Here is a 17,651-nt window from a genome sequence, read left to right as displayed (position 1 = left end):
TGCCGGGTCAGTCGCGGCGACACCGGGTGAGCGGATGCTGCTGTTCAGTCCGCGGGGATCTCGGCAAACTCCTTCTTGGTGGAGGTGTACCAGTCCATCGATTGCTTCGGGTGCCTCCACCGCGCTTTCATCTCGTTGTGCGCTTGCTCGTGCGCGGTGTCTCCCGCCTTCACGGCATCTTTGAGGTGCTGGTTCTGGGCCTTGATGACGTCATCGGCTGTTTCGCCACGTAACGTTTCCTGGCAGGGTCCGCCTAGCTGCTCGCAGGTCATTGTCCTCATCGATTCGAATCCTCACTGTGAATGCGCAGTCCCCTGCTGAGGTCTGCTACCTGTATGACGGTTGAGCATTGCTAAGTGTGACCGCTGACGTCCTCGATGGATATCAGGTGACGGTCAGCCGCGGCTTTTCCCCGCATCACGCCGGACGACTGCAGCCAGTACTACCGGGTCGGCGCGGAAGTCGATTCGGGCGACAACGCCGTCGATGACCGTGAAATCAAACGCGACGCGTGCCGAACCACGGTGGAACCACGCGGCACCCGCGCGACCGTCGATGAACACGGGGAGCGCGGCTTTGGCGGCACCGTTGAACAGCGCAGCGACAGCGCTCTTCCCCTCGAGTCGGGTCGGTGTGCCCGTCGCAATGGCCGCTTCATCACCGGCGACGACCACGCCCGGTGCCAGGAGTTCCAGGAGCTGCTCAAAATCGCCCTCTCGTGCAGCGGCCAGGAACGCGTCGATGACCTTCCAGTCGGCCCTGCCGCTTCTTCCGATGTCATGCGGGCGCACTTTGCTGCGCGCCCGCGAGGCAAGCTTGCGCGTAGCCGCGGGAGTGCTTCCGAGTATCGTGGCGATCGTGGGAAAGTCAACGCTGAAGCTGTCGTGAAGCACGAAAGCCACACGCTCGTTGGGCGAGAGGCGGTCGAAGACCACCCGAAGCGCCGTCCCGACCGTCTCTGCCAGCGCGACTTCGTCGGCGGGATCGGTGGTCGTGGACGGGAGCGTTGTGTCCTCGACGAGGATCGGTTTCTCGGCGCGCAGTCTGTCCAGGCAGAGCCGGGTGGTGACCGTGGTCAGCCAACCCGGCAGATTCTCGATTTCGGCGTCAGTGGTGTGAAGTCGAAGCCAGGCCTGTTGGACGATGTCCTCGGCTTCTGTGTTGTCCCGCAGGATGCGTCCGGCAAGACTCAACAGTCTGGGACGCTCCCGCTCGAAAACTACCGTCTCGTCCATGATCGCCACGCCTTCATTGGAGGTCTCATACTATGGGAGGCATGCGGGCTTCGCTCCGTGCCTCAGAAAGGTCCAACGGATTCCCATGTCATCGATAGAGCAGATCATCGCCGAAGTCGGCGGCTGGCGGAGCGACATGCTCGCCCACGTTCGCGAGCTGATCCTCACGGCCGAGTCCGGCGTCGTCGAGGAGACCAAATGGCAGAAGGCGACCAACCCGCTCGGCGTGCCGACCTGGAGCCTTCAGGGCCTCATCTGCACCGGTGAGACCTACAAGGACAAGGTTAAACTCACCTTCGCGAAAGGCGCCTCGCTCGAGGACCCCGACGAACTCTTCAACTCCAGCCTCGACGCGAACGTGCGGCGAGCCATTGACCTCCACGAGGGAGACACCATCAACGCCACGGCCTTCCAAACGCTCGTCCGTGCCGCGGTAGCGCTCAACGCCGCCTAGACAAGCTCAGACTGGAAAACACCGTTCGTTCGCCGGGGCGATCCTGGCCGGCCTCCTCTGACCCGCTCGGTATCAGGCGGCGATGGACCTCATTCGCCAGTTCGTTTCCCAAGTCGACCCGTCGTCGGTGGAGGGGACGAGCTCGAAGACCGGATGCAGACGGTGAGCGGATGCTCCGCGCGGCCTACGCTCCCAGGTCGCGCAGATACGTCTGCGTCGGCCGTTTCAGAAGCGAGTGTGGGAACGGCGCGCCCCACGGCATCCACCCCTGACGTTCATAGAGCCGAACCGCCGGGTGGTTGTCGGCCAGGACGTGCAGAACGGCGCGCTCATGGCCGCGGCGAGCGAGGGCATCGGCGACCCGGGCGAGGAGCGTGCCGCCGAGCCCGAGTCCCTGTGCGTCGGGTGCGATGGCGAGCAGGCTGACGACCGCAGCGTCAGGCGGATCAGTCGGCAGGCCGCTTTGCGGCTTTGTCGCGAGTACGAACCCCACGATCCCGGTGCCGGGCTCTTCGGCTACGATCCAGCTCTCCGCGTGGCCGAACTTCGGTCGGGCTCGTTCCGCCACTCCGGCGACGGCGACTCCGTCACGCGCGGCGCAGGCCCTCACCCACAGCGCGGCGCACTCCTCAAGGTCCTCTGCACTGCCGTGGCGGATCATGCGGCGATGAACCTCATCCGCCAGTTCGTTTCCCACGTCGATCCGTCGTCGGTGGAGAAAGCTTGCTCCCACGTCGGGTCCTCGCGCGTCGAGTCCCAAATGAAACGCACGACGATGGGGATTCCATCGAGCGTGTCGGTCGCCAGGAAGGTCCCGATCCCGTTTTCGAAGGCCCCTGTGACGGGCGTGTCCAACGACGATGGATTGCGGCCGTCGAGCCACCATATGCTCCACTGCCCCGTCTCGGGGTTGTAGGAACGCAGGGCGACAGCACGTGAATCACCCGCGGGATACCTCAAAAGGTTGTCCTCCAGATTGCCGAAGCCTCCGAGGATCTTTGATGTTGACGAGAGCCCGTCGAACTCGTCCCATACTTCGGAGCCCGTGAACCGCTCGCGCAGCCGTTCATGTTTCACGACCCAGTCTCCAATAATGAAGTCGAAATCGTTCGGTGCGTGAGCTGAGCGGGGGAGCGGCATGACTCGTCCTTCAGTTAGGTATTGGAGCGGCAGGGTTCGACGTCTCGGCCGCAGCCGACGGCCGGCGAATCGTCGCGCTGTCAGTCGTGCATCCAGAGGCAGCCATCAGGACGACGAGCGAGCCCCCACCGACAAGGAGCGGGCGTCGAACAGTCATCTGGTTTTCCCAGACCTGTGCTTCCGCCCAACGTAGCCGATGTCAGGCCGCCCTCGCCGCCTGACCGCGTCCGTGGTCACGCCGAGTTGCCGTGCGTGGCGATGCAGCCCACCCACGCTGGAACTTGCTGCCGACGCGCACCGGCAGTTGGATGCGGGTTCGGTCTTCGGTCGAATCGTCCTCGTTCCCGAGGGTGCGGGCATCCGGCCCGCCGTGGAGTAGCTCGGCACGCCCGAAAGACTCCTGCCGGTGCGTTGGGGCATGTCGAGACTTCTGAGCGAGGGCGGATGCCGCCGGGCCTAGTTCTTTCACAGCCGCGGACATCCGCTCGAGCGACCCGTCTTGTGGGCCAGGTCGGTCGCTACCGAACGGCCGCGTCCTTGGCCAGGTAGGTTGCGGCCCGCAGGGTCAATCGTGGCTGAGCGCGCCTGAGGCAGGTGATCGCGGCGAGGTCATTGCTCACCGGGTCAATTCCGGCCCGAGCGAGAACTGTCGTCGCCCACATGCGCGCGGCGGGTGGCGGTCCAGCTGACGGTGCAACTCCGCCGAAGATGACCTCGAGGCGGCGCCGAGGGTCTTCCTTGTCTCCGAAGACCTTCGCGAAAAATTCGCTCTGCATGGTTGTGTCCCTTCCAGGCCGATGTCTGTGGTCGTGCTGTCACGGTAGCGCGCATACATGTGCGGGGTGCGCGGCCCGCCGCGTAGCACTCCGGCGCTCGGGGCCGGCACGATCTACAGTCGAGGCATGAGCAGTGCGCGGGAATCGGGCGAGAGTATTCGCGTCCTGTACGTCGAGGCCGACGGCCCAGCGATCTCGACCCCGGAACAGACCTCCGACCTGATCGGGAACGCCTGGATGGACCATGCTGACCTGCTCGCCATCCCGGTTGCGCGGCTGGATCCGGACTTCTTCCGGTTGTCGTCGGGGCTCGCGGGGGAGATCACCCAGAAGGCGGTGAACTATCAGCTGCGGCTTGTCGTGCTCGGAGACGTGAGCGAATGGGTTGCCCGAAGCGACTCATTCCGCGACTTCGTCTGGGAGTCCAACCGTGGCCAGCACGTCTGGTTCGTCGCCGATCGCGCCGCCCTCGAGGCCAAACTCGCGCCGAGAATCGCCGTCAGCGCCGAGTAACCCCTGTCAGGTCGGCTGGCCGTTGACCCTCGTCGGGTGTTCACGCCGAGCTGCCATGCGTGGCGATGCAGCCGACCCACACGCCGTCCCGGGCACGGGTGACGCCGACGAACAGTTCCCGCCGGTCTCGTTCGTCTCGCTCCGTCGTCGAGTCGATCTGCGATCCGGGGGAGCGGACGCCCGGAGACATGAGATGCTCGGCCACCCACGGCAGGAGAACCTGTTTGAACTCAAGGCCCTTGGCCCGCTTGATCGTGCCGACCTTCACGGCATCGGTGGGGCGGCCATCGTATGCGGTCAGTTCGATCACCGGGATGCCTGCGGCGCGCAGCAACGTGACGGCGGCTTTCACTTCGCTCGTGCGGAAACAGAGCACGCCCACGTCGCCCCAGCCCACGTCCACGCCCGTCGTGATGCGACGGATGTGTTGCACGAGGCGGCCGTCGTGCTCGGTGCCGGTGCGTGCTTTCACGAGCACCGGTTTCTCGCCGTGCCGCGGTGAGGTCATGGCGACGGCACCGGACGTCGCACCCTCGATATCGACGTAGTCGGAGCCATCGACGATGCGGGCCGCGACGGCAAGGATTTCTGCGGTGTTGCGGTAATTGACGTCCATCACCACTCCTCGACCGGCGACAGACAGGCCGGCTTCGGCGAGGGTGTACCCGCCGGGGTAGATGGTCTGCTGGCCGTCGCCGATCAGGGTGAACGCATCCGCGCCATCGCCTGCGACCGCGGCGAGCATACGGATCATCGCACAGGACAGGTCCTGCGCCTCGTCCACGATGACCGCGGTGTACCCGAGAAGCGGTTGAGCCCGAAGGGTCGCTTCGGCAAGCAGGATGAGATCGGAGAAATCATGGACACCGCGCTCTCGAAGCAACGACTCGTATCGTTGATAGAGCGCCCAGACGGATCGACGCTGGTCAACGGTGAGACGGCGACGACGGCCGATGCGGGCACAATCCGCATAGTCCTCGAAGGTCGTCAGGCCGCGACCTTTGATGACGTGATCGAGCTCCTCCTTCCAATACGCGGACTTCGCCTCGATCGCCGTGAGCGGAGCGGATGTCTGGCGCCAGGCATCCGCGAAAGCCAGGTCGGCCGCCTTGGTGTTGACCCGCACGTCGATGCCGCGCAGATCGAGTACCTTGCGGGCGAACTGGTGCACCCCGCTGAATTCGACGCGGTCGGCGACGTCCGGGGCCATGCGGGCGAGCAGATTGCCCAGGACTGCGGGCAGCGTGCGCACGTAGGTGGTTACGAGCACTTGGGCGTCGGCCTGGGAACGCGCGAGGTATGCCGCGCGGTGCAGCCCGACGACGGTCTTGCCCGTGCCGGCCGCGCCGCGGATGCGGGATGGCCCGTTGAAGCTGCGGCGCACGAGCTTCGCCTGGTCGGGATGCAGGAACGTCATCCACTCCTCGATCGGAGGAGCGAGGAGCCCTTCGAGGATGGCGGCTTCGATGTCGCTCTCGTTCGGCAGATGGTCCAGGTCGGGCGCTGGTTCCGGGGCGATGATCGGCTCGGGCAGGGTGACGTCGACCGGGGCCGGCGCGCCGATCAGCGGGAAGTAGGTCAGAGCCGCGGCCAATACCCGCTCGACGGCCGACGTGGTCAGGCGCTGCCCGCGGCGCGCGATATGGCGCACGATGTCACCTTCGCCGACGATCTCAACCCCGCCGACCGATGCGTTGACTCCCTTGTGGCCGGCGAAGACGACGATCGGCCGAACTTCACCGGGAGCAAGACCGATCTCCGCCAGGGCCGCCTCCGTCTTCCAGGCGAGGTCGGCCAGGGCGTCGAATTCGTCAGTCACATCGGCCTGCCCCCGGAACACTCGACCCGCGGCGACAACCGGGTCCTTCCAGGCTTTGGTGTCCACAATGAAAAGTCCGCCCGGCCCCACCACGACCATGTCGACCTGAGCGCGACGGCTGCCGGGCCACTGGCGGTCGGGAAGGAAGTGGTATCCGGCCGCGGCCAGGGGAGCGAGGACGTGCGCGATGCGCTTTTCACTGTCGGCCGCGGCGAAGTAGTTGGCCGCCTTGGCCCGTGAGGATTCAGCGGCGAGCACGTGAGCTTCCGAAAGTGCCAGCTGGCGTGTCGCCTCGGTCCATGCCGATCCGCCTGCCGGCATCCGTCCCCCCGAACCTAGATATGTGCTGAGCCTAGCGGCCCAGACCCGCATTGCTGACCGGGCCGCTGAGCCCTTTTCGGGGCCGCACCAGGGCGTGGGTGTTGGCAGTGCTGCACCGTTCGTGACGGAGCGCCAGACGTCGCCGTGCTCACGGAAGGCGTCGATGGCGAGGCATTCCCGGAGCGCTCGTGCCAGTAGGTTGGGGCCATGTCGACTTTCGTCTGGTCACCGTCTGATCTGGAGGATGCGCCTGTCGCAGTCCTTCTTCCCGGCGTCGGTTATCCCGTGAAGGGTCCAATCCTCTACTGGTGTGGACAGATGCTGGCCCAAAGCGGATGGCACGTGCAGGCCGTCGAGTGGACCATCAACGACGACGCGCGGAGCGATCCGCAGCCCTTCGTCGAGAAGGCAGTCGCGGAGGCCTTCGATGCTGCGCCTTCATCGTCGCGGCGGCTCGTCGTCGCCAAGTCATTTGGCTGTTTTGCTCTCCCCTGGGCACGCCGCAATGGCATTCCCGGCGTCTGGCTGACGCCCGTCCTGACCGACGCTGGTGTTCGAACGGCACTCGCCGAAGCCCCGGTCACCGATATGGCCATTGGAGGCACCGCTGACGCGCTGTGGCTCCCCGCGTCGATCGCTGAGACGCGGGCGAACGTGATGTCGGTGCCGAGGGCCAACCACTCGTTGGCCATTCCTGGAGATTGGCGCGGCTCACTCACCGCCCAGTCTGCAGTATTCGACGGTATTGCGAGCCACCTCGGACTGACATAGGGGATGAACCCCCGGGGCTACCGCACCCCGCCGAGCGATGGTACCGAGATGCTTGTCCCCGGGCAGGTGTCGTCGGTAAGGTTCGAGAAGGCGTGGTGTCTATGGGGGGCAACCAGTCAGTGGTTGGAGGCAGAACTTGAATCGTGGAACGTCGCTCGCGCTGATTGCGGTACTTGTGGTCGCACTCGTAGCATCAGTGTTCATCCAGGTGTGGGTTCTCCCCGCCGAGGCGGCGAGCGTTGGTGCCGCGTTCCCGGAGGTCTCGCTGCTCGTGGTTCCGGGCATTACGTGGGGCGTACTCGCCATCGCGTGCTGGCAGGTTGCTGCCGTCTTCGGGTTGAGAGTCGTGGTGCTCGCGCGTCAGCACCGATTCGAGGTGGCGCACGGTTGGTTGCTCGCTATGGCCGGGTGTCTCGTCGCATTCCTCGTGCTCGTTGTGGCGGCCTTCATCGCGCTGAGCGTGATGGGATACACGACTCCGGGTGTGATGCTCGGGCTCATCGGCGGGGGACTTCTCGCGCTGATCGCGATTGGCGCTCTTGGCGCGCTTGCCCGCTTCCTGCGGGCGGGCGCCTCATCGCCGCAGTACTCCCACGACTGATCCTGACTCGGTTCCGCCCGGGTCACCCGGTGAGCGTCGCGGCGATCGCCCTGACCTGCGCAAGAACTGCCTGTGCGTTGGCGCGCTCAAGCGTTTCCGGCCGGGCCAGGCAATCGATGTGCCGTCCGAGGCCGGGGTAGGCCAGCGGACGCAGGACCAACTCCGGGTGGTCGCGCAGGTCGGTTGTGTACCGAGGCATCAGCGCGACGCATCCGCTCGCTTCGACGACGGAGGCGGCAACCGCGAACTCGTTGATCCGGTGCAGGATCCGGGCCTCGTTCCCTCCGATTCCCGCGATCAGGGCGAGCGCCTGCGTGAGCGGGAAGCCGTCGTGCACCGCGACCCAGTCCTCGTCGCGAAGATCAGCCGGTTCGATCGTGGCTTTCGACGCGAGGCGGTGATCGTGGCGGACCGCGATATCCAGCGGCTCGTACAAGAGGGGTTCCACCCGAACTGACCGTGGCCACGCGGGGCTTCCGGCCAGACGATGGGCGAGCACAAGATCATGATCGGTGGTGAGCAGGGGGAAGTCCTCCTGGGCCACGTCGAAATCGCTCAGCCGGACGCCGGGCAGGTCAGGCCTCCGGCAGGCGGCGAGCAACGGTCCGAAGACGGCCAGGCCCACGCTGTGGAACGCCGTGACGGACACGGTGCCCAGCTGATCGCCCTGAAAGCGTGCCACCGCCTGCCCGGCGCGTTCCAGTGCCACTTCGACATCGATCGCCGCCAGCGCGAGGGCGCGCCCGGCATCCGTGAGTGCCGTCCTTCTGCCGTCTCTGAAGGTCAAGGGAGCTGCTGACTGACGCTGCAGGGCACTGATCTGCTGCGAGACCGACGACGGCGTGACGTGCAGCGCGGCCGCGACGGCGGCAATGCTGCCGCGGTCGCCCAGTTCTCTCAACGCCCGAAGCTGACCCAGTTCCATAAGTTGAAACTAACGCATGGGACACCAAAGTGCTGTCTTGTATTACGCGACGGCAGGCTGGACGATGAAGGAATGCCCGCCCTCCTCAGTCGTTTTCGTGTCGACCTGCTCCTGCTTCTCGTCGCCGCCGCGTGGGGATCGACCTACCTCGTCGCCAAGGAACTGGTTACGCCCCAATCCGTCGTCGCCCTGCTTGCAACACGGATGCTGCTCGCTGCGGTCATCATGGCGGCCCTCGTCGCCGCGGGGCGGCACCGGATCACGGCAGCGGAGTTGCGCTCCGGGATGCTGCTCGGGAGTGTGCTGGCTGCCGTGTTCGCCTTCGAAACCTTCGGGATCGCCCACACCTCGGCCACGAACGCCGGACTCATCATCAGCCTGACGATCGTGTTCACCCCGATCCTGGATTCCGCGGTCTCCGGTCGACGTCTGCCCGGCAGGTTCTTCCTGGCCGCGCTCATCGCCATCGGTGGAGTGGCCCTGCTCGCCAGTGGCGGTGTCTTCCAGGCGCCGAGCCTCGGCGACCTGCTCGTGCTTGCCGCGGCCATCATCCGTGCCGTCCACGTCACGTCGATGTCCAAGCTCACGGGCAACACGCCGATGAACTCGCTCCACCTCACCACGGTGCAACTGTCGACCTGCGCGGTGCTCTTCTCGGCGGCGTCACTGTTCTACGGCGACTCGATCCCGCACTTTCTGGCCCGTCTCGACCCCGGAAGCACGGTCCTGTTCCTCTACCTCGTCGTCGCGTGCACTGTCTGCGCGTTCCTGATCCAAACCTGGGCGGTGCGGCGTACCTCGCCCTCGCGCGTCAGTCTCCTCCTGGGAACCGAGCCGGTCTGGGCCGCGGTCGTCGGAATCGCCGTCGCTCACGACCCCGTGGCGCTCGCCGGATACGTCGGCATCGCCCTGATTCTCGCGGGAACGGCGTGGGGCCGGTCCATCGAGCAACGGCACCGCCTCGCCCCGGGAGCAGGCATCGACCCGTGCCCGACACCAGTCGAGGACGACCGAGGAGGGGCTAGGAGTCTGGCTGGTCGAGGCGTTCCATCCAGCCCTCCGCTGAAGCCAAGGGCGTGAACCCGAACTTGGCGTAGAGGCCGTGCGCGTCAGCGGTCGCGAGAGCGATGCGACGCAGTCCGAGGGGTCGGCAGTCCTCGACGATTCCCGCGATGAGCATCTCCCCGATGCCCTGGCCGCGAACCTCCGGGTCGACGAAGACATCGCACAGCCACGCGAAGGTCACTCCGTCGGTGACCATCCGGGCGTACGCGACCTGCTGATTCGAGGTGGTGCTGTAGATGCCGAAGTTCCGTGAGCCGTCTATCGCTGCGTCCTGTCGTGACCGGGAACGACCTGGCGCCCAATACGACAGTTTGCTGATCCAACGGTGGACCAACTCCCGGTTGATCTCTGCGGCATCCCCCGAAAAACGATAGTGAGCAGTCATGCCGTCAGTTAACCGGTTACGCGTACCGAACTGCCCCATTTACCGTCGACTGCGTGTCACGTAGCTATTGGCCGCCGCCCAAGTCCCGAACAGGACGAAGAACTGTACGAGCGCGATGTACTCCGCTCCCAGGGCATCCGTGACGAGCGTGAGGAAGACCGTGACTACCGACATCACCAGTGCGACGATCCCCACAATCCCGAAGGCATTCATGGCCAGGCTTCGATCCCGCTCATCGATGTACTTCATCGAATTGAGCCGGTCGACGTCCGAGGCTTCCCCGGGTCGCCGATAAATGCGAACGATGTTCCAGGCCGCACTTCCCGCCACGGCGAGAATGACGATGAGGAAGGCCGGGTTTCCCGTCAGCCCGATGATCACTGACGCGACCACGATAGTGACGACCACGACACCAATGTTGAGAGCGAGCGAGCGGTCAATCTTCGACATAGAAAATCTCCTCCACAGGGCGGTTGAAATGACGGGCAATCCGAACGGCGAGTGTCAGAGACGGGTCATACCGACTGGTCTCGATCGCGTTGATCGTTTGACGCGAAACCATGAGGATGCCGGCGAGTGCAGCCTGCGAAAGCCCCGCTTCTATTCGCAGTTCCTTCAGTGCGCTTCTCATGTGACAAGCGTACTTGTCACACCAGTTATATGACAAGCCTGCTTGTCATATCGGATGTCCAGGTCAAGAACGGATTTGGAACAACTACTGGCGCCCAAAGTTGTGATGGTAGCCATCCCACCGACCACGACCGGTTAGGGAACCATGGGCCAGGTCGAGTCCGGCATCGGTCGAAGGCGTTTCAACGACTCGGCCGATACGGACTGCTTGTGTTCGTCCGCTGCTGGTGCGAATCCCCGAACAGACCAGACGACTTCGCCGCAGTTTCGGATTGTGATGTCAACGAGAGGCACCGAGAGGGGCCACAGGGTCCATTCCATCTGGGCATCCGTGCCCGTACCGCCCGATGTCTTGCGCATGATGGATAGCTGGGCTCCGCCGGTATTGACGGCCTGAACCGACCACTCTGGCATCAGCACGCTTGCTGCCTGTTCTTCGAACCGTCCATCACGCAGTGCTACCTCGAAGGTTTCCTGGGCGCGATTGAACTCGTCATCCGCATCAAGCCAGACCTCGACGAAGAGTTGCCCGTCGAGAGTCGAGACGATGACCCTTTCCGCTGCGCTCATACCGGTAGTGTCGCACCGTCAGACGCGTTCCGGATCTCCACGAATGTTCTCCGCACTGGAGAGTTCGGCGACCTCGTGCGGTTCCTGGGCCCGCAAATTCTGACTTGTCCCACCCTTCGCGAGGACTCGACTCGGGTGCGCTGCCGATCCCGGATTGGGTTCGGGCGAGAACCGAGGCACAGGCGAGGCCATCTCAGTCGGTGGCAGCCGGGCGGGACCTGGGTCGGTGCGGGATGGGGAGGGCGTCTTCCAGGTCTGGCGGAGATTCAATGAGTTCCAGGGCGTCCTCGCGAGTGACGTTGGTCGGAAAGTTGTACCGTGCGAATCTGCCCTCGGGGTCGTGAACGGATACCGGTATCGCGATATGTGACTGCCGAATCACATCCAGCGCAAGCTCGGCGAGCTCGCGGTTGAGCGTGCGTCGCCGAGCATCTCTGATGAGAACTACGGCGCGCAGCCCGGTGCCCGATCGCAGCAGCAGATTGATCGCCCGATGTTTCTTCGAGGCGCTGACGAGCAATTGCGCCGATGTGATGTCCGAATAGTGAGCGCGACGCCGTCGGGCGCGGATCGTTGACGTTGACGGGTTGATCCGCGCAAAGGGATATGCGAGTCGGGCGACCCACAATGGCAGGGCGAGCATCAATGCGGCCGAACCAGCCATTATCGCGATTAACCAGATGAGAGCCAGACCGTCTCGGACAAAAAGAAGACTCAGGTTGATGCCGTCGACCATTAAGACCATGAGAAGCAGCGGAGTCACGACGAAGACCGGTAGCCAACTCTTCGGTCCCCGCAGGGAGACCCATCGTTCGTGACCGGATTCGCGTCCCATGCCGAGATAGTGCCACGATCTGCGTGATCGCACTCGATGCCGAGAGTTGCCGTGTTCGCCCACTGGCCAAGGTGTGCCGACTATTCTCTGCGAGCGGATGCGGTGGCGCGGCTACACGAATCTTGGTCCGTTCAACCGGTGACTTCACTAAGCCACAGTGCTAGATTTTTACTAACTAGTAAAAGGTGGTGGGGTCATGAGCGCAGGAATCCTGGCTCGTTCTGCCCGTGCGGCGAGCGGACTGAGTCAGAGTGAGCTGGCCGTTCGATCCGGGATCGCCGGCTCCTCGCTGTCGCTGATCGAGAACGGCAAGCGTGAGCCCACAGTTGCGACGCTCGAGGCGCTCCTCCTCGCGACGCGGCACACCGTCGTCACGCTTCCGACGGTGCGCAGTGACGCCGCCCGGATCGCCTCGGAGATCAGTGCCGCGCTGGCCGATTCCGACGAGCCCGAGGCGTTCCGCCGCTTCCTGCAGCTCGCCGACAACCTGGCTGCCGAGAGAGGCTCGACACGAGTCGGCCTGACACTGACCGAGCCGCTCCCGACCCGCTCCCAGCATTGGGACACCGCCATCGCCGCGCTGTGCGAGTACCGACTGAACGCGGATGCGCTGCCAATCCCGGACTGGATCCTCGCCAGGGAGGGGAACCCTGACAACCCGTGGTCGCCCTCGACCAGCGACTACGACATCCCTGCAGAGGCGGACCGCGTGCCTCGCGAGTTCCGTGACCGCGGCATCCTGATTGAGGCTGCCACGCTGGAGAGCGTCTGACCAGGCTGCAGGCCCGCAGCGACTACGCAGTACGCTCTGTTCAGGGTCCTCGGCGTCATTGATTGACGGGACTGGCCCATGCAGAATGCTCGGGTGGAGATTCAGGCGATGAGGCGTACCGGTATTGCTCTGACCACGATCGGGCTCCTGGCGGCGATCGGAGTGTTCGGGTTCGTCTGGTTGGCTGCCACGTATGGTGGCCTCGACTACAAGTGCATTGTTGAAGGACCGCAGCGGGAGTCCGCACCTTTCGCTGTCGTGTCGGAGGCGGTTCAGGTGCATGGCTATTTCTCATCGTGGCCACTCGGCCGTGCCTGCGACTGGGAGCGGACAGATGGGAACGGTTTTGTGACAGCGAGTCCGGGATGGGCGGGCACGATCGACTTCTTATTCTGTCTTGCTATTGCCGCCGTTGGAGTAGTCCTCCGGAACCTGGGATCCCAACGCCGAAGCGGGAGAATCGTCAAGTGAACGGGCAGAGGGGCTGCGCGACTGCCGACCTTGGGCTGATCGAGACTGAACACCTGTACCTCTCGCCATTGCTCGCTGGTCATTCGGATGCTGTGTTCAGCGTCTACTCGGATCCGGAGACATGGTTGCATCTGCCAACCGGACGACACACTCGCCGAGCGCAGTCGGATGCAGTGATCGCGAGGTCGATCAAGAGTTGGAAGGATTTCGGCCTTGGCGAGTGGGCAATCACTTACCGAGGCCTTAGGCCGGGCCGGTCACGTCCGGACGGCAGTTTTGTGGGCACGGGCGGCGTGTCGATGACGCCTGCAGGCGTCTGGAATCTCGGGTACCGGCTGTCACCGTCGTGGTGGGGCCGTGGGCTCGCATCCGAGGTTGCACGCGCCGCCGTGGACGCAGCCGGCTCGACAGATTCGAGCCGGCCGATCACGGCACGAATCTTGACCAACAATCCGGCCTCGGCATCCGTAGCTCGTCGAGTTGGCCTTTCCCTGATCTGGGAAGGACCGACAACTGCAGACGCAGCCGAGGAGATCGGCGGACAAATCTATGCCGACCGCGCTTTGGGGGCGCCCGCTCTTGACTGGCTCATCCGCCACGTCTAGGACCGGTTCGGAATTAGCACGGGTGCCCGAACTCAGGATGGTATCCATTTCAACGACGAAGATCGACGGCGATGGCCCCAGGCGTGGTCGCACTGGCCCGCTATGGTCAAGTCCAAGGCCGGGCCGAGTTATCTGCGGAAGCAGGGAAAGTGCCCGGGGCAGGGTGAGGTGCAGAGGACGGCGACTTGTCATAGTCGTCCGTCGCCGCTGAAGCAAACGGGGGAGTTCAGCCTAAGAGCGTTCGGAGAGTCAAGTGGGGGAATGTGATTCTCGCCCTGGCAATGCTCGCCGTCATTGGCGTCGGAATCCAACGCTGGTCCGTGCATAACGCGACAGGCGACTGGGACTTCTGGCCCCACGCCGTCCCCTCGAAGGTCTCATTCGGCGGACGCCACTACGACTGCATGCCCGAGCAAACGTTGTGGGGCGAAACGATCGACGGACTCAGCTTCCGTGGACTCACCGCCGGCGGCGGTGAGATCTACTCATCGAGCGCCGAGGCGACTAAGACCATCCTGGTTAAGACAAGCGACGGCGTTTACACCTGCAGCCTGATGGGTGGACTCTAGGCCATTGCGACACTGGAAACTCTCCTTTGACTCGACTTGCGGCAATCGGTCCCTGCCTACTGTGGACAGTAGACGCAGGAAAATCCACTGGGGACTGGATAGATGGGGTCCCGTCTCGCGGGCCGGCCTCATCAAGAATCGCTCCTTGCGCCCAGCGACCCTGGCCTGCGGGCGATTCTCGGTGCGAACGGCGACGCTGGGCGAGCGGATGCGACGGCATCCGCTCTAGGTCTCCTGTCAGGCCGGAGAAAAGACATCCGTTAACGAGAAAAACCCCGGATAACCGGGGATTTCAGCGGGTGGCCCCGACGGGCGTCGATCCCGTGACCTCTCGATTTTCAGTCGAACGCTCTACCAACTGAGCTACAGGGCCAGAAAACAACCTCGAGAAGTCGCTTCCAAGGAAAAAACCCTCTCTCGCGAAAGGGCGTTTTACCTTTGCGACCCTGACCGGACTTGAACCGGCGACCTCCGCCGTGACAGGGCGGCGCGCTAACCAACTGCGCTACAGGGCCTCACAATGAGAACCAAACGTGCGTTTTCATTTATTGGTGATGCTGGTGTTGCTTGTACTGATTTACTACCTGCTTATTGTTGCACATTCAGTTAGGCAGGTTGCGTAGCCCCAACGGGATTCGAACCCGTGTTAACGCCGTGAAAGGGCGCCGTCCTAGGCCTCTAAACGATGGGGCCGAGACGCCATAAACATCATGGCTACCGACGAGTAAGCATACGGTCTCTTGGTCGAAAACCCCAAATCGGCGGCCGAGCGGATATCCGCGGCGTGTCGCCCGCGCCCCGGCGCGCCCACGAATGGCGGCAAATCCACCCGGTTGGGGGTTAGATTCGGGTCCGATACCGGGCGATACTGGCGCGAACTTGTTACTGTGAATTGAGGTGGCATCGTGACCAGTGTGTTCACGCGGTGCCCAATCAGGGAGTTTTATGCGCAAGGCAGTGACGAGTGACCGCGGGGCCAAAGTACAGGCAGGTCCGCTCCGGCCGGTCAGCGGACGCCGCGTTCACAGTCATCGGCGCCTGATCAGAGGCACCGCCGCCACCGCCCTCGCCACGGCCCTCGCCCTCATCGTGACGCTCGTGATTCCCGCCGGCGGCGCTCAGGCGGTCGACTACCCGAGCTGGCAGGACGTGCAGAACGCCAAGTCGAACACGGCCGCCGCGTCCGCCAAGGTCACCGAAATCCAGAATCTGATCTCGAATCTGCAGACCCAGGTCGCCCAGACCCAGGCCGAGTCCGAGAAGCGTGGCGCCGAACTCCGGGTCGCCCAGGAGAACTACGACGAAGCCACCCGGCGCGCATCTGACCTGCAGGCGCAGGCCGACGCCAGCAAGGCGACAGCGGATGCCGCGACGAAGCAGGCCGGTCAGCTCGCGGCCCAGCTCTACCGTACGGGAGGCACCGACCTCACCGTCAACCTGCTCCTGGACGGTGAGGCGAGCGGCACAGGCGCCGACGCCCTGCTTTCCAAGCTCGGCAGCATGAGCAAAATGGTCGAACGCAGCACGGGCGTCTACGAGGAGGCCCAGGCCGCCACGAACTCGGCGCAGTCGCTCGGTGACCAGGCCAAGATCGCTCAGACCGAGCGCGAGCGGCTCAATGTAGCTGCGCAGGCCGCGATGGCGGCGGCGCAGGCGGCCGCAGAGGCCGCCGCGAACGCCCTCGCAGAGTCAGAGTCCAAGAGTGTCGAACTCGCCGCCCAGCTGGCCTTCATGCAGGACGCCCAGGCCTCCACGACGGCCGGCTACGAGGCCGGTGTGGCCGAGCGTGCGCGCCTCGCCGCGATCGAAGCGGCCCGGATCGCCGCTGAGGCTGCCGCGGCAGCGGCAGCCAACCGCGGCAACTCGGGCGGCGGTGGCGGCGGCAGCAGCCCCGGCGCCGGACTCGGCGGCGGCTACATCAGCTCCCAGGGCTGGGCCGTTCCGGCCAGCGGGCGCATCACCGACGGCTTCGGCCCACGCGCGGTGATCTGCGGCTCGAGCTGCAGCAAGGGATTCCACAGCGGCACCGACATCGGCGCGAGTTGCGGCTCCCCGATCTATGCGGCCCACGATGGCGTGGTCACCTACGCCGGCCCCAACGGGACCTACGGCAACTACATCCAGATCGACAATGGCGGCGGGGTATCCACCGGGTACGCGCACATCCGCTCGGGCGGAACCTTCGTCTCCAACGGCCAGAGTGTCAGCGCCGGGCAGAACATAGCCAGCGTCGGGATGACCGGCGCAGCCGACGGATGCCATCTGCACTTCGAGGTCCGCGTCAATGGCCCCCAGATCAATCCGCAGCCCTTCATGGCGAGCAGGGGAGCACCACTTGGCTAACGACGGCACATCCTTCACGAGACGGAAGCCCGTGCGCCTCTTCGCCGCGGCCGTCGCGATCGGCGCGGTGTCGGCATCCGTCGGCATCATCGCGCCCGCCGCCTACGGCGACCAGGGGTACCCCAGCTGGGACGACGTGCAGAAGGCGAAGGCGAGCGAGGCGACCAAGCAGGCCGAGATCGAGAAGATCACGGCGTTGCTGACCGGCCTGCAGGCGGCAGCGGATGCCTCGTCCAAGGCCTCGCAGATCGCCGCGGAGGCGTACCGGGTCGCCCAAGACGAGCTCGACGCCGCCACCCTGCGCGAGACGAGCCTGACCGAGCAGGCGGCGACCGCGTCGAAGAAGGCGGACACCTCGAAGATGCGGGCCGGCCTGATCGCCGCCCACCTCGCCAAGACCGGCGCGCAGGACCTCTCGCTCAACCTGTTTCTCAACGGCAGCTCCGCCGACGTGCTCCTCGAGCAGCTCGGAACCGCGAGCAAGCTCAGCGAACAGTCCGAGACCATCTACCGGGAGGCCGTCCAGGACAAGAACTCGGCAGAGTCCCTCGGTGGGCAGGCCGCCGCGGCGACTGTCGAGCGCACCAGGCTCACCGGCGAGTCCATGACGAAGTTCGATGCGGCGAGTGGCGCGGCCCAGGCCGCGGAAGCCGCCCTCGAGGCCGAGCAGCAGAAGTCGAACGATCTCTACGGGCAGCTCGCCCTCCTCAAGGACACCACGGCAGACACCGAGCGTTCCTACCAGGCCGGTGTGGATGCCGCGGCCGCGGCGGCCGCGCTCGCTGCGGCCCAGAGTGCGGCTGCGGCCAAGGCTGCCGCAGACCAGGCCGCGTCGGCCGCGCGCGCGGCAG

Annotated in this window: 22 protein-coding genes and 3 tRNA genes; 10 read left to right on the top strand and 15 right to left on the bottom strand. The window is 64.9% G+C overall.

The features are described from left to right. Positions 1 to 44 precede the first annotated feature (44 nt). Together E3O44_RS12155 and E3O44_RS12150 are read right to left on the bottom strand one after the other, a co-directional pair. Positions 45 to 281 (bottom strand): hypothetical protein, encoded by a 237-nt coding sequence (locus tag E3O44_RS12155; protein WP_134535043.1) that lies wholly within the window; start codon positions 279 to 281, stop codon positions 45 to 47. 114 nt (positions 282 to 395) lie between these two features. After that, positions 396 to 1,235 (bottom strand): sigma-70 family RNA polymerase sigma factor, encoded by an 840-nt coding sequence (locus tag E3O44_RS12150; protein WP_134535088.1) that lies wholly within the window; start codon positions 1,233 to 1,235, stop codon positions 396 to 398. 85 nt (positions 1,236 to 1,320) lie between these two features. Between E3O44_RS12150 and E3O44_RS12145 the strand changes: the two genes are divergently transcribed. Continuing rightward, positions 1,321 to 1,689, top strand: a complete 369-nt coding sequence (locus tag E3O44_RS12145; protein ID WP_134535042.1) for a DUF1801 domain-containing protein — start codon at positions 1,321 to 1,323, stop codon at positions 1,687 to 1,689. A 184-nt stretch (positions 1,690 to 1,873) separates the two neighbouring features. On the opposite strand, the gene E3O44_RS12140 is transcribed toward E3O44_RS12145, so the two are convergent. The 3 genes from E3O44_RS12140 to E3O44_RS12130 form a co-directional block, all read right to left on the bottom strand. Then, complete coding sequence (locus E3O44_RS12140) at positions 1,874 to 2,386, bottom strand: GNAT family N-acetyltransferase (protein WP_134535041.1); 513 nt, start codon at positions 2,384 to 2,386, stop codon at positions 1,874 to 1,876. Continuing rightward, positions 2,347 to 2,829, bottom strand: coding sequence for a DUF1579 domain-containing protein (locus E3O44_RS12135; protein WP_134535040.1), 483 nt, complete (start codon positions 2,827 to 2,829; stop codon positions 2,347 to 2,349). Before E3O44_RS12135 ends, E3O44_RS12140 begins: the two co-directional genes overlap by 40 nt. Positions 2,830 to 3,347: 518 nt before the next feature. Further along, positions 3,348 to 3,605, bottom strand: coding sequence for a hypothetical protein (locus tag E3O44_RS12130; RefSeq protein ID WP_134535039.1), 258 nt, complete (start codon positions 3,603 to 3,605; stop codon positions 3,348 to 3,350). A 126-nt stretch (positions 3,606 to 3,731) separates the two neighbouring features. Between E3O44_RS12130 and E3O44_RS12125 the strand changes: the two genes are divergently transcribed. Then, the gene (locus E3O44_RS12125; RefSeq protein ID WP_134535038.1) at positions 3,732 to 4,118 is read left to right on the top strand and encodes a DUF4180 domain-containing protein; all 387 of its coding nucleotides are present in this window, start codon (positions 3,732 to 3,734) and stop codon (positions 4,116 to 4,118) included. A gap of 40 nt (positions 4,119 to 4,158) precedes the next feature. Here the strand turns inward: E3O44_RS12125 and E3O44_RS12120 are convergent, their stop codons facing one another. Further along, complete coding sequence (locus E3O44_RS12120) at positions 4,159 to 6,195, bottom strand: nuclease-related domain-containing DEAD/DEAH box helicase (RefSeq protein WP_241976299.1); 2,037 nt, start codon at positions 6,193 to 6,195, stop codon at positions 4,159 to 4,161. 270 nt (positions 6,196 to 6,465) lie between these two features. On the opposite strand from E3O44_RS12120, the gene E3O44_RS12115 reads away from it, so the two are divergent. Both E3O44_RS12115 and E3O44_RS12110 read left to right on the top strand, forming a co-directional pair. After that, entirely contained in the window at positions 6,466 to 7,029 is a 564-nt protein-coding gene (locus tag E3O44_RS12115; protein WP_134535036.1) for a hypothetical protein, read from the top strand. A 136-nt stretch (positions 7,030 to 7,165) separates the two neighbouring features. Next, a complete protein-coding gene (locus tag E3O44_RS12110; protein ID WP_134535035.1) occupies positions 7,166 to 7,630 on the top strand; it encodes a DUF2975 domain-containing protein in 465 nt (154 codons plus the stop codon). Positions 7,631 to 7,652: 22 nt separating this feature from the next. Here the strand turns inward: E3O44_RS12110 and E3O44_RS12105 are convergent, their stop codons facing one another. Beyond that, positions 7,653 to 8,555, bottom strand: coding sequence for a LysR family transcriptional regulator (locus tag E3O44_RS12105; protein ID WP_134535034.1), 903 nt, complete (start codon positions 8,553 to 8,555; stop codon positions 7,653 to 7,655). Between the two features lie 72 nt (positions 8,556 to 8,627). Here E3O44_RS12105 and E3O44_RS12100 point away from each other — a divergent pair, with 72 nt between their 5' ends. Then, a complete protein-coding gene (locus E3O44_RS12100; protein WP_134535033.1) occupies positions 8,628 to 9,635 on the top strand; it encodes a DMT family transporter in 1,008 nt (335 codons plus the stop codon). Here the strand turns inward: E3O44_RS12100 and E3O44_RS12095 are convergent. From E3O44_RS12095 to E3O44_RS12075, 5 genes are all read right to left on the bottom strand, one after another. Then, entirely contained in the window at positions 9,577 to 10,005 is a 429-nt protein-coding gene (locus E3O44_RS12095) for a GNAT family N-acetyltransferase (RefSeq protein ID WP_134535032.1), read from the bottom strand. The two genes, E3O44_RS12100 and E3O44_RS12095, sit on opposite strands and share 59 nt — an antisense overlap. Before the next feature lie 39 nt (positions 10,006 to 10,044). Continuing rightward, complete coding sequence (locus tag E3O44_RS12090; RefSeq protein ID WP_134535031.1) at positions 10,045 to 10,455, bottom strand: hypothetical protein; 411 nt, start codon at positions 10,453 to 10,455, stop codon at positions 10,045 to 10,047. Then, positions 10,442 to 10,636: a helix-turn-helix transcriptional regulator gene (locus E3O44_RS12085; protein ID WP_134535030.1), complete on the bottom strand. Its 195-nt coding sequence runs from the start codon at positions 10,634 to 10,636 to the stop codon at positions 10,442 to 10,444. Before E3O44_RS12085 ends, E3O44_RS12090 begins: the two co-directional genes overlap by 14 nt. Positions 10,637 to 10,770: 134 nt before the next feature. Next, positions 10,771 to 11,205, bottom strand: a complete 435-nt coding sequence (locus tag E3O44_RS12080; RefSeq protein WP_134535029.1) for a hypothetical protein — start codon at positions 11,203 to 11,205, stop codon at positions 10,771 to 10,773. Between the two features lie 193 nt (positions 11,206 to 11,398). After that, positions 11,399 to 12,040: a hypothetical protein gene (locus tag E3O44_RS12075; RefSeq protein WP_166792640.1), complete on the bottom strand. Its 642-nt coding sequence runs from the start codon at positions 12,038 to 12,040 to the stop codon at positions 11,399 to 11,401. Positions 12,041 to 12,236: 196 nt separating this feature from the next. On the opposite strand from E3O44_RS12075, the gene E3O44_RS12070 reads away from it, so the two are divergent. The 3 genes from E3O44_RS12070 to E3O44_RS12060 all read left to right on the top strand — a co-directional run bounded on the left by E3O44_RS12070 (position 12,237) and on the right by E3O44_RS12060 (position 14,457). Beyond that, on the top strand, positions 12,237 to 12,812 hold the full coding sequence (locus tag E3O44_RS12070) for a helix-turn-helix domain-containing protein (protein ID WP_134535027.1): 576 nt from the start codon (positions 12,237 to 12,239) through the stop codon (positions 12,810 to 12,812). A 365-nt stretch (positions 12,813 to 13,177) separates the two neighbouring features. Beyond that, positions 13,178 to 13,888 (top strand): GNAT family N-acetyltransferase, encoded by a 711-nt coding sequence (locus E3O44_RS20000; RefSeq protein WP_134535026.1) that lies wholly within the window; start codon positions 13,178 to 13,180, stop codon positions 13,886 to 13,888. Between the two features lie 263 nt (positions 13,889 to 14,151). Next, the gene (locus E3O44_RS12060) at positions 14,152 to 14,457 is read left to right on the top strand and encodes a hypothetical protein (protein WP_134535025.1); all 306 of its coding nucleotides are present in this window, start codon (positions 14,152 to 14,154) and stop codon (positions 14,455 to 14,457) included. 300 nt (positions 14,458 to 14,757) lie between these two features. Here the strand turns inward: E3O44_RS12060 and E3O44_RS12055 are convergent. The 3 genes from E3O44_RS12055 to E3O44_RS12045 form a co-directional block, all read right to left on the bottom strand. Next, positions 14,758 to 14,830, bottom strand: a tRNA-Phe gene (locus E3O44_RS12055). A gap of 68 nt (positions 14,831 to 14,898) precedes the next feature. Next, positions 14,899 to 14,972 (bottom strand) — tRNA-Asp (locus tag E3O44_RS12050). 105 nt (positions 14,973 to 15,077) lie between these two features. After that, positions 15,078 to 15,150: transfer RNA gene (locus E3O44_RS12045), tRNA-Glu, on the bottom strand. 252 nt (positions 15,151 to 15,402) lie between these two features. Between E3O44_RS12045 and E3O44_RS12040 the strand changes: the two genes are divergently transcribed. After that, on the top strand, positions 15,403 to 16,800 hold the full coding sequence (locus E3O44_RS12040; protein ID WP_134535024.1) for a M23 family metallopeptidase: 1,398 nt from the start codon (positions 15,403 to 15,405) through the stop codon (positions 16,798 to 16,800). After that, positions 16,793 to 17,651 (top strand): NlpC/P60 family protein (locus E3O44_RS12035; protein ID WP_134535023.1); only part of this gene is annotated, 859 nt, incomplete at its 3' end. The genes E3O44_RS12040 and E3O44_RS12035, both read left to right, overlap by 8 nt.

The sequence above is a fragment of the Cryobacterium algoricola genome, from assembly GCF_004402485.1.
GTDB lineage: Bacteria > Actinomycetota > Actinomycetes > Actinomycetales > Microbacteriaceae > Cryobacterium > Cryobacterium algoricola.
Note: the sequence above shows the minus strand (reverse complement) of the source record. Positions and strands in the feature narration are given on the sequence as shown.

What these genes read in the sequence shown, in the direction of transcription:
- E3O44_RS12155 (WP_134535043.1), bottom strand. Translation starts at nt 281, where the DNA reads ATGAGGACAATGACCTGCGAGCAGCTAGGCGGACCCTGCCAGGAAACG.
- E3O44_RS12150 (WP_134535088.1), bottom strand. Translation starts at nt 1,235, where the DNA reads ATGGACGAGACGGTAGTTTTCGAGCGGGAGCGTCCCAGACTGTTGAGT.
- E3O44_RS12145 (WP_134535042.1), top strand. Translation starts at nt 1,321, where the DNA reads ATGTCATCGATAGAGCAGATCATCGCCGAAGTCGGCGGCTGGCGGAGC.
- E3O44_RS12135 (WP_134535040.1), bottom strand. Translation starts at nt 2,829, where the DNA reads ATGCCGCTCCCCCGCTCAGCTCACGCACCGAACGATTTCGACTTCATT.
- E3O44_RS12130 (WP_134535039.1), bottom strand. Translation starts at nt 3,605, where the DNA reads ATGCAGAGCGAATTTTTCGCGAAGGTCTTCGGAGACAAGGAAGACCCT.
- E3O44_RS12125 (WP_134535038.1), top strand. Translation starts at nt 3,732, where the DNA reads ATGAGCAGTGCGCGGGAATCGGGCGAGAGTATTCGCGTCCTGTACGTC.
- E3O44_RS12115 (WP_134535036.1), top strand. Translation starts at nt 6,466, where the DNA reads ATGTCGACTTTCGTCTGGTCACCGTCTGATCTGGAGGATGCGCCTGTC.
- E3O44_RS12105 (WP_134535034.1), bottom strand. Translation starts at nt 8,555, where the DNA reads ATGGAACTGGGTCAGCTTCGGGCGTTGAGAGAACTGGGCGACCGCGGC.
- E3O44_RS12100 (WP_134535033.1), top strand. Translation starts at nt 8,628, where the DNA reads ATGCCCGCCCTCCTCAGTCGTTTTCGTGTCGACCTGCTCCTGCTTCTC.
- E3O44_RS12095 (WP_134535032.1), bottom strand. Translation starts at nt 10,005, where the DNA reads ATGACTGCTCACTATCGTTTTTCGGGGGATGCCGCAGAGATCAACCGG.
- E3O44_RS12090 (WP_134535031.1), bottom strand. Translation starts at nt 10,455, where the DNA reads ATGTCGAAGATTGACCGCTCGCTCGCTCTCAACATTGGTGTCGTGGTC.
- E3O44_RS12085 (WP_134535030.1), bottom strand. Translation starts at nt 10,636, where the DNA reads ATGAGAAGCGCACTGAAGGAACTGCGAATAGAAGCGGGGCTTTCGCAG.
- E3O44_RS12080 (WP_134535029.1), bottom strand. Translation starts at nt 11,205, where the DNA reads ATGAGCGCAGCGGAAAGGGTCATCGTCTCGACTCTCGACGGGCAACTC.
- E3O44_RS12075 (WP_166792640.1), bottom strand. Translation starts at nt 12,040, where the DNA reads ATGGGACGCGAATCCGGTCACGAACGATGGGTCTCCCTGCGGGGACCG.
- E3O44_RS12070 (WP_134535027.1), top strand. Translation starts at nt 12,237, where the DNA reads ATGAGCGCAGGAATCCTGGCTCGTTCTGCCCGTGCGGCGAGCGGACTG.
- E3O44_RS20000 (WP_134535026.1), top strand. Translation starts at nt 13,178, where the DNA reads ATGGGCGGGCACGATCGACTTCTTATTCTGTCTTGCTATTGCCGCCGT.
- E3O44_RS12040 (WP_134535024.1), top strand. Translation starts at nt 15,403, where the DNA reads ATGCGCAAGGCAGTGACGAGTGACCGCGGGGCCAAAGTACAGGCAGGT.